This window comes from Psychrobacter sp. NG27 (assembly GCF_016106655.1).
Lineage (GTDB): Bacteria > Pseudomonadota > Gammaproteobacteria > Pseudomonadales > Moraxellaceae > Psychrobacter.
Genome location: NZ_JADGIN010000001.1, coordinates 843,423 through 858,670 on the forward strand (window position 1 = coordinate 843,423; position 15,248 = coordinate 858,670).

Annotated in this window: 12 protein-coding genes; 4 read left to right on the plus strand and 8 right to left on the minus strand. The window is 44.0% G+C overall.

Annotation, left to right across the window (positions count from 1 at the left end; all coding sequences use genetic code 11):
• Position 1: 1 nt before the first annotated feature.
• From IP485_RS03375 to IP485_RS03385, 3 genes are read right to left on the minus strand one after another with little or no spacing between them, the layout of a single operon-like run.
• Positions 2-817, minus strand: a complete 816-nt coding sequence (locus IP485_RS03375) for an SDR family NAD(P)-dependent oxidoreductase (RefSeq protein WP_198325969.1) — start codon at positions 815-817, stop codon at positions 2-4.
• Positions 814-2,010, minus strand: a complete 1,197-nt coding sequence (locus tag IP485_RS03380; protein WP_198325970.1) for a patatin-like phospholipase family protein — start codon at positions 2,008-2,010, stop codon at positions 814-816. The genes IP485_RS03375 and IP485_RS03380 overlap by 4 nt, the downstream gene beginning before the upstream one ends.
• A gap of 3 nt (positions 2,011-2,013) precedes the next feature.
• Complete coding sequence (locus IP485_RS03385) at positions 2,014-4,716, minus strand: alpha/beta fold hydrolase (RefSeq protein ID WP_198325971.1); 2,703 nt, start codon at positions 4,714-4,716, stop codon at positions 2,014-2,016.
• 235 nt (positions 4,717-4,951) lie between these two features.
• Between IP485_RS03385 and IP485_RS03390 the strand changes: the two genes are divergently transcribed.
• Positions 4,952-5,863, plus strand: coding sequence for a lysine exporter LysO family protein (locus IP485_RS03390; RefSeq protein ID WP_198325972.1), 912 nt, complete (start codon positions 4,952-4,954; stop codon positions 5,861-5,863).
• Positions 5,864-5,945: 82 nt separating this feature from the next.
• Here IP485_RS03390 and IP485_RS03395 read toward each other — a convergent pair whose 3' ends face one another.
• From IP485_RS03395 to IP485_RS03405, 3 genes are all read right to left on the minus strand, one after another.
• Positions 5,946-6,557 (minus strand): OmpA family protein, encoded by a 612-nt coding sequence (locus IP485_RS03395; protein WP_198325973.1) that lies wholly within the window; start codon positions 6,555-6,557, stop codon positions 5,946-5,948.
• A 26-nt stretch (positions 6,558-6,583) separates the two neighbouring features.
• The gene (locus tag IP485_RS03400; protein WP_198325974.1) at positions 6,584-7,852 is read right to left on the minus strand and encodes an FAD-dependent monooxygenase; all 1,269 of its coding nucleotides are present in this window, start codon (positions 7,850-7,852) and stop codon (positions 6,584-6,586) included.
• Between the two features lie 166 nt (positions 7,853-8,018).
• Positions 8,019-9,365: an FAD-dependent monooxygenase gene (locus IP485_RS03405; RefSeq protein ID WP_413787014.1), complete on the minus strand. Its 1,347-nt coding sequence runs from the start codon at positions 9,363-9,365 to the stop codon at positions 8,019-8,021.
• A 580-nt stretch (positions 9,366-9,945) separates the two neighbouring features.
• Between IP485_RS03405 and IP485_RS03410 the strand changes: the two genes are divergently transcribed.
• Complete coding sequence (locus tag IP485_RS03410) at positions 9,946-11,037, plus strand: PhoH family protein (RefSeq protein ID WP_194197127.1); 1,092 nt, start codon at positions 9,946-9,948, stop codon at positions 11,035-11,037.
• A gap of 190 nt (positions 11,038-11,227) precedes the next feature.
• Positions 11,228-11,842 (plus strand): rRNA maturation RNase YbeY, encoded by a 615-nt coding sequence (ybeY, locus tag IP485_RS03415; protein ID WP_198325976.1) that lies wholly within the window; start codon positions 11,228-11,230, stop codon positions 11,840-11,842.
• Between the two features lie 26 nt (positions 11,843-11,868).
• On the opposite strand, the gene IP485_RS03420 is transcribed toward ybeY, so the two are convergent.
• Both IP485_RS03420 and IP485_RS03425 read right to left on the minus strand, forming a co-directional pair.
• Positions 11,869-12,753 carry a mechanosensitive ion channel family protein gene (locus IP485_RS03420; RefSeq protein ID WP_197175119.1) on the minus strand — a complete coding sequence of 295 codons (885 nt, stop codon included), beginning with the start codon at positions 12,751-12,753 and terminating at the stop codon, positions 11,869-11,871.
• A 134-nt stretch (positions 12,754-12,887) separates the two neighbouring features.
• Positions 12,888-13,775 (minus strand): energy transducer TonB, encoded by an 888-nt coding sequence (locus IP485_RS03425; protein WP_198325977.1) that lies wholly within the window; start codon positions 13,773-13,775, stop codon positions 12,888-12,890.
• A 514-nt stretch (positions 13,776-14,289) separates the two neighbouring features.
• On the opposite strand from IP485_RS03425, the gene IP485_RS03430 reads away from it, so the two are divergent.
• Positions 14,290-15,069 (plus strand): hypothetical protein, encoded by a 780-nt coding sequence (locus IP485_RS03430; RefSeq protein WP_227686382.1) that lies wholly within the window; start codon positions 14,290-14,292, stop codon positions 15,067-15,069.
• Positions 15,070-15,248: the final 179 nt, after the last annotated feature.

The following is a 15,248-nucleotide window of genomic DNA, read 5'->3' on the forward strand; positions in this document are numbered from 1 at the left end:
ATTAAGAAGGCTTATCCAGCTTACTGCGTAATATCCAGTTGAGTAATGGCTTGGGTAAGTGGTTTAGCGTCTGAGTGATATAACGCATGGAGCGTGGAAATATTGCCAACTCCACATCATTCTCAATCGCTTGCATAATCTTCGCCACAGCAGTCTGCGTACTCATGATAAATGGTTTATGACTAGCATCGCCGTCATTTAAATCACGCAATGCTTGGGTATCGATATAGCCTGATGCAATACAATTCACTTGGATATCATAAGGCGCAAGTGCCGCTCGATAAGCACTGGCAGTCGCAATCATCGCCCGTTTGCTTTTGGCATAAAGACTGGCGTAAGGATAATCCATCGTGCCAGCGATAGAGGCGATACAAATAAGGCTTGGCTTAAGGTTATTGATGATATCAAGCGACTGGCTTTGCTGCTTTAATTGCGCGCTTGCCCATCTAAAAACCTGCTCAAATGCCTGCAAGTTAATCGCTAGCATTTTATCACTGTCTACTTGATTTAGATGATGGACACGCTCATTGGTGTAACTACCCGCACTATATATGAGCCTTTGAAAGCTCATAGCTGACAATTTATCTAATAGACTCTGTGTTTGAACACTATCAGTCAAATCGCAAGTATAAGTACTGATGGCAGGATACTGGCTATTGATGCTTTCTATCTTGACCTCATTACTACCAACAACGCTCACCTGCCAGCCAAGCTGTAGATGGTGATGAGCCAATGCCAAGCCAATGCCACTCGTACCACCAACGACAATAATATGCGGCGCATGATTTTCGGCGGTATATTCTACGAGAGTATTCATAAATTATGCAGCTGTATATAGTCAGCTGTACGCTGGTAGCCGTACTTCCATTGCGCCTGCATTTGCTGCACAAAGCCATCATAATCAGCGTGTATCAGCTCAACAGTCATTTGCTTTATATTAAAACGCTTCTGCACATTCTGACCTACTAACTGCTGTTCATTATCGGCAAATGGTAGCCAGTGTAGCTGATGATGATTACTTGCGGTACTAGTGTGCGACGCTACTTCTGTTGGTTGATAACCGTGTACTGCTGCCAATCGCTCATTGGGATCAAAACCAAAAACCCGCTGAATCGCTGGAGCAGCCAGCCACGAGTCGTAACCTGCCTTAGTTTCTGCAAATACGCTATCACCCAACTGACAGGCTAGCTCAATCGGTGTGAGATTGATGACCCCACCTAAGCACCAACCAAGCTCTGTAATATGTATAGGCGGTAGATAATACATGTCGGCCATAGAAGCACGAACCACTGACGCAAAATCCCATTGCGTCAGTATCTCTACCGCCTCATGTATACGACCATTTGCCAATGTATGCGAAGGTGATATCAGTTGCTCGTCAGCCAGATTTGATACAGAACTTGGCAAATTTGCTAAGCGCGACGGTGCAAATAACAACTCTTGCAGCGTTAGCTTTTCATCAGATGAACCATCAATAGGCGCTTGATACAGTCGGCTGGCAATGATGGCTATCTCAGGGGTATTAGCGTTAGACTGACTATTGCCATTTTCGCTAGAAGCAAAGCTAGACAGCTCATCGAGCCATCGCGCCTCATCATCAATACGAAACATCGCCAACTGCTGTAGTTCATCTAAGAGTCGCGCATAGCTGTCTGCCTGTCGTTGCCGTTGTGCTTTAGACGCTTTACGTGAAAAGGACAAACGTTTGAGTGCATGCGTTATATAACGTATTTTTACACGCCTATTGGCTTCATCTGGTGAGACATGTCTGATTGCAGCAATGGTACGAGACAACTCACGGCTGCACATCAGCGCTTGCAATTCCTTAGGGTCAGGAGCTAGGTTGACCAGATAAGCGGATAAGCTGCCACCGCAAGTACCAATAATAATATCTGGCGTCAAATCATGCGCCACTAACGCCGCATAGCTGCCTAAATAATAGCCAAAACGCGAGCCTCCTCCTGAAAAAAGTTGAACACGCTCATAAGGCTTGATGGACTTATTATTCATTTATTACTTATCATCGATTGGTGCCATTTTAATCGCCAATGACACGGTAAAGATACCAAAGCGGTCGATACGCATGGCGACTTTCTTAAAGCCCGCACGCTCAACCAATTGATCCATCTCGGCTTGCGAGCGACAACGCATCACCCAACTACTGCCACGGTGATTGTTTAAGGTTTTACTGATGAACTCTTGCTCAGGATGCCACGGCTGATTGGTATAAATTAAATAACCGCCCGCTTTTAAACTGTCATAAATACCCGCCAATGCCGTTTCGGGTAGTGTATTGTCAGAAAACAATTCAAACACGCCTGAGCTGATGGCAATATCAAAACCTGACGTTTTCAATGCTTCGCCTTTAACGCTTGCACTTACCGATTTTATACCTTTATAACTTGCCACGTCAAAAGCATCTTTTTGACAAGCAATGACTCGATCAGTAATCTTTAGCTGCTCCGCTTTTGCTTGCAATGCTTGGATATTATGCATCTCATAATCTCGTAGCTCAGCATGCAAATCGGTAAACCCAGTCAGTAGATCAAAGGCATAAAAACCATGGCCACTAGCGATATCTAATAGTTTTGGTTGATATGGCTTAGCACTACTTTGGTTTTTGTCTTCAATATCTGCAAGTGCTATACGTGCCAGCTCTAAGATATGTGCGCGGCGTATACGAATGCCTTGCCAGCCGATATTACTTAAATAAAATTTATCGATTGCGTGACCAAATTTATTCTGACCGCTCGGCTGATTGTAATAAACATGGTCAAGCGAGTGACCAGAATCAAACCCATGCTCAAGCCCTGTCGCAATCGCATCGCTAACATGACCGAACTTTTGCATTGCAAAACGGGTAATAGCAAAACTCGGATTAAACGGCTTAATCGCTAAGCGGTCTACCTTATCTTTACTGGCACTATTCAAATGCGCGGTACTCAAATCAGGTGCTTGGACTTGTATGTTAAATACTTGCTCAGCGAAATCAATACAGTCAGCAAAGACGTCTGCTTTATTGGTCTCATGAAAGATTGCATGGTAGCTGTCGGGGTATAATTGCCAGCGTTTGGTAGGTGTATTAATCGCTTCGTAAAACGTGCGTTCAGCCTGTTTATCCACCACGTAGTCTTTACCTGCACATAAAACAAACGTCGGTACAGTGATAGCCCCTGCATCGTCGAGCAAACGCTGACCAGTGGCATGCGTATCGATAAGTAGGTCAGTTGAAATACTGTTTGATATCAATGGATCAGCATTATAGGCTTGCTGCGCGTCTTTATCATGGGTCAATACTTGCGCTTTAACATAGCTACTAACACGCGACATCAGACCCAGTGTCCGTGCTACCTTCAATGACGGTATCGCAAAAGGCATATACAAGCGAATGCTTAGTGCAGGTGTACCCAATATCATGCCGCGAATATTGGGCGCATAATCATGCACCCACGCTGCCGCCAGTACCGCACCGATACTACTGGCGACAATCAACGTATCTTCGATAGCAATACCAGTTTGCCCGATGACCAACTGCACAAATCCGTCTAAATCTCTCTCTAGCTCGGTAACACTCTCGGCATGGTCTTTGACACCGCCTGAGCGCCCATTACCGCGTGCATCCCAAGCAAAGACTTGATAACCAGCTTTTGCAAACTGCTGTCCTAGCTCAGCTAATCGGCCCGAATGCTCATGCCCACGGTGCAATAAAATTACTTGGCGTAATGGCTGAGTAGATTTTTCAATGGCTGATTTTTTCATATCTGTTAAAGGCATCGTGAGCCAGTAGCGATAATAAATAGCCGTGCCATCATAAGCGTTGTAGCAACTTTCACCAGTTATGATTTTGGCTGAAGACTGCTCAAAACTAATACTAGCCTGTTCTTTTAATTTTTGACTATTAACGGTAGTGGTTAGCATTTCTTTGAACTCCAATGGGCGAGCATTATCAGTAGAAGTATTTGGCAAAACAGTATTAAGAGATGGCAAGTTGTTTGTTGACTCACACGTTACTGCTCGAAGTGCTGGTGGCTGATGCATTAAGTATAGATTTGCCATATAACGTAAGCGATTTAAACACGTTTTTAATAATAGCGTCTCTACCAACAGGGACAACTGAACGATTCTTTTAGAAGAAAGCGATAACGGTAGCTTGCTCCCCATAGAAGCACCAAGAACGCCTAGTATTAAAGCGCGGTCACTTTTGCCTAAAGGCCCTTGATTTGCCCTAGCCCCTAGCATCGTATTGCTGACGATACCGAGTAGTTCGGTACTCATACTTAACGCGACAATACTGCTGATATGCCGCTGGGTAGTTAGCGACTTACTCGTGAGAATTTGTCGTTCAGAATTAACTTGCAAATCATGCTTAGTAATATGGGGAGCCAAGCTGACAATGAGCGCTGTATCAGCGATAATATCGCCCGCCTCATTTAGTACTGCGCCCAGCGTCGATGCTTGACCATGCTCGCGCGCCATCATGCCGTCGATGGCATTGAGTGCCATCCGCATGAACAATGATGAAGGCAATAGCAGCCATAACGATTGTTGATCGGTTGCAGGCTTAGCAATCACGAAAGCGGTACCCATACTCAATAATACTGCGGATACAGTGACTTGATTGGCAGTGATGTTCTTTGCGACCAATGCATTACTCAGCGGTCGAAGCTGATCTTGAAATTTAGGTTTGAGCTGATATAGCGACATAGTATTGCTCAATCTCCCGAATACCTTAATGTAGCAATAAACCGCTATAAGGTAAATATTTATGCCTACCGACTCTCAATAAGCGGCAGTCATTTTGTAAATCAGTCTCGTTTTGAGGTTTTCTTTCAGTCATAAGTTGGCACAGTAATCCACATTTTGAACCCGCACACCAGCATTTGTGCAGTAATATGCTACAATCTTCAGCTTCTTAAAAATGCCTTGTTTAAAACGCTGCGAGTCCTTCACCATGCAAAGCCTGATTACTCTTGTTCTAGTCCTAATGCCAATGTTTATTGGCTTTGCCATTCCTTCTAATCCGACTATGACCAAGCTTGCCGATAAAGGCCTATCGTATTTGGTCTACATCATCTTGGCACTTATTGGGATTGAGCTATCACAAGTAGAAGGGCTGGGTAACCAGTTGGGCGAAATTGCTCTGTATGTCACTGTTTTGTCGATCTTAACGATTGGTACGGGCTTATTTGCACTCATGGCGTTCGATCATCTGCACCCTTGGCATGCCAAAAAACCCAGCGTCAAATCCAAAGAGCATCGTGTCAGTATTCGTGGCAGCCTTGCGCAGGTTGTTTGTGTGGTGATTGGGATGGTGATTGGCTACTTCTTACCTGCCAACTATATGCCACCAGAGAACACCATGACTGCTCTGTTGATGATTTTGATTTTGCTGGTTGGTATTGGGCTTAAAGGTTCAGGCATTACGCTCAAAGAAGTAATGCTGAATAAACGCGGCGTACAAATGAGTGTTATTTTTACGCTAGCGGTATTAGTGGGCGGGCTTATTTTTGCGTTGCTATTTACCGATGTCTCATGGACCAAAGGCTTGGCACTGTCATCAGGGTTTGGTTGGTATTCGCTATCAGCGATTGTGATGACAGACGCTTATGGTGCGGTTTGGGGAAGTGTGGCGCTATTTAATGACTTGGTACGCGAGTTTTTTGCGCTATTGTTTATACCTGTTTTTATGCGCAAATATCCTTCTGCAGCGGTAGGACTTGGCGGTGCGACCAGTTTAGATTTTACGTTACCGGTTATCCAACAGTCAGGTGGTCTAAAAGTTGTACCATTGGCGATTAGTTTTGGCTTTTTGATTAATATCGTATCCCCTGTGCTGATGGTGTTCTTTTCGGCACTTGGCTAGATCTAAATTCATTTTCATATCGAATCGAAGCCCCTATTTCATCGCATTTGATGAGTCGTCTCGAATATTTTTAACAATAAAATTATTTTTGTTCTTCAGGCTCAAACGCAATCGCATAAACTCGCCGATTCAACATATTACCCTCTTCACTATCAGAGGGCGCAATTGGTCTTCTTGCGCCATACTCAGTCGTCGTAATACGCTCAGAGTCAATGCTATATTTCGATATTAAATAATTTTTAATCTTATTCGCTCGGTCTTCCGCCAAGGCGTTCGCTTTGTCTATAGAGACACTATCGATTTCAGTTTTTGAATTATGACCTTCAATCCATATGATCGCGGTTTTATACTCTTGCAACTTCATTCCTACTTTATCAAGCTCGGCTTGATACTTTGGCACCAGCTCACTACTGTCTTTATCGAAAAATGCGCGATACTCCATTTTTAGACCTACCCCAATGCCCGAAAAAGGACAACCTGCTTCATCTATTATCACCTTCCAAGGTGTAGCAGGACATTCATCTATATCATCAAGTACGCCATCCCCATCTGAATCCGGAGTATCTGGTACTAACGTAATAGGCGGCTCTTCAAGACTTTGATTGAGCGCCGTGCTTCCTAATGGTGTCTGACAACCTGTCAGTGCCAATACGCCTAGCATACTCGTCATCATTATCGATAATTTAATACTCATAGTCTACTCATCCTTAAGTATAGAAACTAAACCCCACTCGCTTGCTTAGCAAACAATCTCATGAGCGGCTTCATTTTACCAACGCGGTACATGCCCTCATTACGTATCTGCTGTACGGGACGTAATTGCGCCAGCGACCCTGCGAATAGCCAATTAAGGGCAGAAAAGCTGTGCATCATTAGGCTATTATGCGGACGACGCAGACGCTCGTAACTACGCAACGTTTGATTACTGCCCCAAATCGTACCACCACTACGAGTAAAGTCGTGTGCTAATTGCTCACTTAATACCTGCACATCGAGCATGCCCAGATTCAGCCCCTGACCTGCCAACGGATGCACGCCATGTGCCGCATCGCCAATCAAGACCAAGTTATCAGCGACATAGCTATTCGCTTGTTGCGCAGTCAGCGGAAAGCTAGCGATCGATTCAATCTGACTGATAGCGCCTAACTCATAATGACAGGCAGCAGCCAGTTTATCAGCGATAACGCGGTCATCTTCTTCTATCAATGCCAATGCTTGATTGCGTGGCAACGTCCATACAATCGACTGCCAGTGCTGTGGATTGGCTTTATCTTCATCGGTAATATCCGCTAACGGCAATAAGGCTAACGTACCCGTGGGCAACATCGCCTGACGCGCCGTCGCTTGATGTGGCTTTTCGGTGTGAATCGCACAGCAAATTGCCGTTTGATTATAATCGAGCGTATCTAGACTAATCGCTGCTTGCTTACGTACAAATGAGCCGCGACCGTCAGCACCCACTAATAGTTGAGCGTTAATAGTGGTATGATTTTCTAAAGTCACGCGGTAGCCTTGCTGCGCACCCAGCCAATCCATGTTTGTGACTTTTTGCCCCGCGATAATGGTCAGATAACCACTGACGTCATCCTCATACAAGCGCTGCCATAACGCATGTTCAATGACGGCTGGCTCGACCATACTACCAAGCATTTGCGGTATAACAGAATTAGACAAATCAGCGCTACTCTCACCAAATAACAGCTCGCCCCTACCGTTCAGTTGCCATACCTGCATTTGTGAGTAGTCAGCCTTACGCTCAGAGCTCGCAATCTTTTGCCAAGCACCCACGTCTTTAAGCAAATTAATACTGGCCAAACTCAGCGCATACACTCGAGCATCACGTTTGTTCAGCACGCCTTGCCAATCTGATTCATCGCGTGCAGGACGAGCATCAATCAATGTCACAGGCATTTTTGCTTGTGCCAGTTTTAGCGCAAGCGTTGCACCAACGATACCACTACCGATAATCAGCGTATGGTTGTTTTTCATAAGGTGTCTCTCAATACTGGTCAATATTAGAATACTTGTTATCAATCTTACTTATATGTAGTTGATTCAGTTTAAAAGGGAGCCAAGGCAACCAAGTGTAGATGTATAGGCAATACTTCAATCGAGGTTAACGCTGTCACTCTTTTAAAGAGGATTGGCTATAGCGCTATGATTTTAAGCCCATCGCATAGGTCGCAACCAGTGGTTTAATATTTGGCAGTTTATCAAAGGCGACTAGAGCCACATTACGAGCTAGCTTTATGACTGGATTAGGATGGGTAAAGCCATGTACCACAGCATCACAGAAACGAATGACTCGTTTTTGGTCGCTTAGACGTGCTTTTTCATAGCGTTTGAGTAGCGTTGGATCACCAATGTCTGCGCCCTTCAGTACTTGCGCATTCATCATCTGCGCCAATACATGCGCGTCACGCATACAGAGATTGAATCCTTGTCCTGCTACAGGATGCAGCGTATGAGCCGCATTGCCCATGACCACGCAACGACCTTCTACTTGCTTGTCGGCTAGCACACGCGTCAATGGATAAGCACCGCGGCGACCGGCAGCGACAAACTTGCCAGCACGTTGACCAAAGGCTTGCTGCAGTGTCTGTAAAAAATGTGCGTCATCTTCTAGATAACGTTTCTCTTCGCCCGTCGGGCACACCCACACGACCGAGCGTCTATAGCCACTCTGATACTCATCATTGCCATCGCCATCTGGATCCGTCAGTGGCAGTACTGCAAGTGGACCTGCTGGGCTAAAACGCTCAATTGCGACATGCTCATGCGGCATAGAAGTTTCCACCACACCCACAATAGCCGTTTGTTGATAATCATAAGTGGTTGTGCCAATATCCAATAGCTGACGCACGGTAGAGTCGCGGCCATCACAAGCGACCAAAACACTACCCTGTAATTGCTGCTCTTGTTCCTCTTCACCATAATGGCTAAAGCTCAGCGTGACACCGTCCGCTTTTTGTGTCACTGCGCTGACATTGGCATTATCAATCAACGTGACCAATGGTGCTTGCTGCGCGGCTAATAGAAGCTTGCGTCCGAGCCATGCATTTTCTATTACTTGACCAAACGATTCGACTTTTTCTTCAGCTTTATTGAGTTGCGCACGGCCAAAGCTGCCTTGTTCGCTAACCTGTACTGAGTCGATACGGCAGGCATGGCTTTGTAACTCATCCCACAGGCCAATCTCTTGGTAAATCTGTACCGTGCGGCGTGATAGCGCCGTATTGCGACTGTCCAAATAGTGACTGCGATTGTCATCATCTTTTGGACTGATAGTTGGATAGCTGTTTTTTTCTAATAACGTGCTGGCAATACCCTGATTCGCTAGCAGCAATGCAAAGGATAAACCGACATGACCACCACCCGCGATAAGTACTTGCTGCGCCGTGATTGCCTTACTATTATCAGCTATGTTTTCAATTACATTGTTTTCAACTGCATGCTCAACTTTGCTTTTAGCATTTGATAAATTTAAATCAGCATTTTGTATCATTATTATTCCTACTTTATTGTATGGGGCGTGCTTTCTATGAGCGGTTAATGGGCCATTGATTGCTATTATTAGTCACTTTAATATTATGACCCTGCCCATTTTATTCATGTTTTAAATTTAATTACAAAGCGCTATGATATCACTCATAGATTACCACAAATAACCCATTATTCTGTGCGGTTAACGGTAGGCAAAACGTGTACTAAAACAGCTTTAATATTGATAACAATGAACGCAGTAACCACGAAGCATTGAGAAGTAACCAAACCTGAAAAATGCACTCTACTAAAATTATTAAAAAACCACTAATGATTGCAATCACCATACAAAAACAGCCTCAGGGATATGATGTATGGCTTGAAATTTAAAAACTATCTACCATAATAAAGGCAAGACCGTTACTTATCACCATTCCTAAAACAAACAATAAAACCAACAGCACTGCTACCGTCATTTCTATCTCTACCATTTAAAGCCAAGACAATAACGACCGACTACTTTATCTCTTAAGTCCAAAGCTTAATAAAACAACATCACTTTGGGCACACAATAAAAGGATAATCGCTTGACTGATTCCATGAGCCGCCGTATAAAATTTGAATCATTGACGCCAGCACAGCTCAAAATCGTGCTAGGTGAATACAACAATCACATGAAATACATCCAAAAACGCCTCGATATCAAAATCATGCAACGTCAAGGTGATTTTTGCCTGAGCGGTGATGTAACTGGTGTTGAGCGTGGTGAGCGTATTATTTATAAAATGGTAGATGAAGCACAAAACAAAAAAGATATCAGTGCAGAAGAGCTGCATCTCATCATCCAATCGAGCATCTCTCGTGACGAAGACATGGCAGCGGATGCACAACAGGCAGAAGAAGCTGCCAAAGAAGAAGATTTCGATATTGCTAGTGAATTTACGCCAGTTAGCTTGCGCACGCGTAAGGGTCGTATCATTCCTCGCGGTGGCAACCAGCAGACCTATGTCCAAAGTGTACTGAACTCTGACGTCTCATTTGGTATTGGCCCTGCTGGTACTGGTAAAACGTATCTAGCGGTTGCTTGCGCCGTGGATATGCTCGAGCGTAATGAAATTGAGCGGATTTTACTCGTGCGTCCCGCGGTAGAAGCTGGTGAAAAACTGGGATTTTTACCAGGTGATTTGACGCAAAAAATTGACCCATACTTGCGTCCATTGTACGATGCGCTATATGAGATGATCGGCGTTGAAAAAGTGGGTAAGCTGATTGAAAAACAAGTCATCGAAATCGCACCCCTTGCCTATATGCGCGGTCGTACATTAAACAATTCGTTTGTCATCTTGGATGAAGCGCAAAACACTACACCTGAGCAGATGAAAATGTTTTTGACCCGTTTGGGTTTTGGCTCGCGAGCCGTGATTACTGGTGACGTGACCCAAGTGGATTTACCCCGTGGTCATAAGTCTGGCTTGGCGCAAGCGATGGAAATCTTAAGCGGTATTGAAGAGATTCATATCACTAAATTTGACTCAAAAGACGTGGTGCGCCATCAACTGGTACAAAAAATCGTCGAAGCGTATGATGTGTTTGATGAAGAACAAATCATATTAGAAGAAAAGCGTAAGTTTGAGCGTATCAAAGAGCAAGAGCGTAGACAAGCCATCGCTAATGCTGCTGCAAAGCTATAAAATAGCAGGTTTGATATTTGCCACCTTAAAAAGGCAAATATAGAAACGCAAAACCGGATTACTAATTAGTAGTCCGGTTTTTTGCTGCTAGACTGATAATTAGCGTAGTAGATTAGAGTTAGTAAATTAACCTTGAGTAGTTTTAGCAAATTAAACAAATGACATGACAATAAAGTAAGGAGAGAACAACATGAGCCAGTATAATGACGATGATAGTTTTAGCCAAAAAAAGGCAACTGATATCACTAATAATGATGAAAGCTTTGAGATATTAGATATCAGTGCAACGAGTAGTATTGATGACACCCTACTCGTTACTTTTTATCATCGTGACACGCTACTACCTGTGATGATGGCAACTTTGGATTACATAGATGAGCAAATTAATAGTGGTTTAGTACTGCCTTATTTTGCAGATATCGATGCTGAACTATGGCAAGAAAAAGTCAAATCACTCGATATATATATCACTGATGAGACTGAAGGTCGTGAGTTGAATTTGGAAGCCCGAGGCAAGGATTATGCGACCAACATTCTGTCTTATCCTAGTGATTTGCCAGCCGCTATCATCGGGCTGATGCCAACCCTAGCGCTTGGTGAGCTGATTATTTGTCATGATGTGATCGTGCGTGAAGCAGCAGAACAAGAGAAAACAGTCGCACAGCACATTAGCCATCTATTAACACATGGTGTGCTGCACTTACTTGGGTTCGATCATGAGCTTGGACAAGCCGAACAAGATGAGATGGAGCAGTTTGAAATTGAGGTTTTGGCAGGCCTAAACCTACCAAACCCCTATTTATAATTGATGCGATTCAAACGTCTTTATCTTTAAAGGTTTTGATCTTTGTCTAAAGATGGCAATGGCGATTCGTTTTTGTTGCCCATCAACATCTCTAACCCTTTAACATGTACACTGCGCTGCGGGAATGGAATGTCGATTTTATTGTCATCAAGCGCGTATTTAAACTGCTCAAGCAAATCACATTGCATGCTCCACCAGTCCGCATTGGTGGTCCAAACATTTAAGGTCAAATCAACTGAATTGTCCCCTAAGTTGGTCACACGGACGATAGGTTCAGGATCAGTAAAGGCCAACGGATTGTCGGTGGCCAGCTTTATCATGATGTCTTTTGCTGTCTTAATATCGGCATCATAACCAATACCGATAGTGATATCCACGCGGCGATTGGGTAACGACGAATAGTTGATAGTGGCGGTTGTCGTGATGTCACCATTTGGAATAATAATATCGTGATTGTTTGTCGTGGTCAAATGGGTATTGATCAAGTTAATTTCCGTCACCGTACCGGTATGACCGAGTATCTGTACATAATCACCGCGTACAAACGGGCGAAACGTCACAATCATGATGCCAGCGGCAAAGTTAGACAGTTGATCCTTAAGCGACAGACCAATTGCAACAGCGGCACCGCCCAATATAGCGACGACCGATGTGGTCTGCACACCCACTTTACTCAGTGCAGCCAACGCCACCACGACCAACAATATGCCATATAAGAGACGACCCAAAAAGCTGGCAACCGTGTCATCTAAATGACTACGTAACATGATTTTTTGAGCCACTGCGACGGCTTTTTTGGCAAGCCAGCGCCCGACGACGAATATCAGTATTGCCAATGCAACTTTGATGACCAATTCTATGCTATTGCTGGTTAGGGTGGCAATATCTACTGTAAAACCTAAAAATTCCATACTGACTCTTTACTTATAGCGGTGTGTGATGAATGTGGGTAGCTTTATATTTGGATAGCTGTATATCAAAAAATAGTATGACGTATTCATCGACATACTATGTTTATTTATCGTGCAGCCAACTTTCTACAACCTTAATAAGTGACTTTAACTTTGTCACTATATCGATACGTTCGTATCAGTCGCAGCTCGACGATGTCTTTCATATCTTTGGTGAATTGACCAAAAGGCGCGGCTTGTCTGACAGATTGCTTGGCCGCTTCATCCAATATCGTTGATTTTGAGCTTTCGAGCAGACGGATGGCCTTGATAGTGCCATCGCTACTGATGATGACCATCAGACGCACTTCACCTGTGATGCCTTGCGCACGTGCTTGCGCGGGATAATGCAAATTACCAACGCGCTCAACATGCTCACGGAAAGTATCGATATAGTCTGCCGCCGCGCCGCGCGTGGTCGAGTTGCTGTCTACTGTTACCACTTTGGACTTGGTCGCATAGAGCTGCTGGCGCTGAGACAGCTGTGCTTCTAACGTCGCGACTTGCTTACGTATCCGCTCTTCTTGAGCGATCACATCATCTTGTGCTTGTTTGCTATCATTGTCAGACTCGATGCTAGCCTGACGCCAGCTTAAGGTCGTGCGCAGATAGCTCTCTTGATAACGCTGCTGCCGAACTTGACGTTGCAGATCAATCACGTCCTGTGTTTCGCTCATTTGCGTAGCAGCCAATGCGCTCAGCTGATTGTTTTCTTGTCTTAGCTGCTCTTGTACCCTGCCGCCGCCTTCTTGTGAGGCATTGGCAATAAACTGAGCATCTTCATTGGGCTTCATATTATCAGTCAGGGCTTTTGCCACATCCTGCATCATTGCAGCAGGGTCTTTTCCAACAGAGAAACCAATGCCAAAGATAATCAGCGCATGAATAGCGACTGCGATGACAATTGCAACAGGCAAGCTGATATCACGCTTAGGGTCTTGCGCTGAGAAATGATAACTTTGTGAGTCTTTAATGTAGGCCAAAGCAGGTCTCAGCTTATGAGTATGAGCGTACCAGTATGTACAGTGCCGTATGAATGAGCGCCGAATACGGTGTGCTAGATAGTGAGCATCGCCATTCTGAAGACAGTGCTATGCTTGATATATACTGGCGCTATCATAACATGACAGAGAATTATGTCACTAGTGTAACTATTCTGACGAGTACAGCTTTGAGCATCCTAACACCCATTAGCATACGTAAAGTCAGTTTAAATACTGGCTTAATTATTCTTAGGCATTATGAGTTTTTATAAATTGTCGATATATCAAATGAATTGTCACAAAACGCATGTGTCCATTTTGAAGCCACTGTATTTGTTATATACTGTTTTAGCGCAGCCATCTCAGTGCTTTGTATCGTTACGTTTGCATCAGCATAATGATAGCCATTATCTAACCGTTACTCTCTTTATTAGTGATGGTTTATGGCTTTTAATCTGTAACTCATTGCAGCACCTCTTGAATGGCAAGCCCAGTAATTATAAGGATAATAAGTTTGAGTGACTTTGATAACGTGAGAGATTCAGACAATTTCGATGAGTTTTTTGAAAATATTGGCTATCGTTTTGATGAGTCATTCAGCAGTGGTTGGGAACGTCTCGCCCAATCCGTTAAAGACATCTATAATAAAACCACAGATAAGTTTGAAGACGAGCTGGCGCTGCCAGTCGCACAAACCTACGTCAATGATGCGCTACAAAACTTTGTCACGGACAATGTAAAGGCGATTTTAGAGCTGCGCGTTGAGCTACATGATGATTGGTTTCGCTTATACTGTACGGTCAATGCAGGCGGTATTTATGCGGAAATCGCCAGTAATTTTAGCTTGATCCACGTGCAACTCGATCGTAATGTCCAACGCTTCGTGTTTGGTCAGCAGACCTATACCGATATCTTAAACTTGCGCTGCGAGTCTTTTATCAAACGCCAAGGGGTAAAGCTTGCGATTTGGTTTTATCACAGCGTCCTAAAGAAAGACCCATTGGGCTTCCTTCTATCTTACGTCAATATCGCGCGCGTAAAGGACGAAGTGATTTATATCGATATCCATCGCTGGCTAAAAAACAATAAAAAGATCATGGGTGCACTATATAAGGTACAGGTCAACTATGGCGAGCTAGAAGAAGAACAGATGGTGCTAAAGGCTCAAATTAATTACCGTGATCTACTCGCCTCAAGCAATAGCGAAGATATCATCGGTGATGATGATGAGCCTGAGCTGATGCAAGGCCCAGTCAAACCCATAGATGATGCGACCGAACCAAGCCAAGAGTAACAGACTAAAATAAACTGTTCTCCATAAAAAAACGCTGTATCTTTAAGGATAGTAACCTTTAAGATACAGCGTTTTTTATTTTCTATAAAAGCAGATAACTACTAGGGCGTGTCTTCAATTGGATAAGCCATAAATAATAGTTACAATACCGCATCTATTGAGTCGATGCGAGAAATACA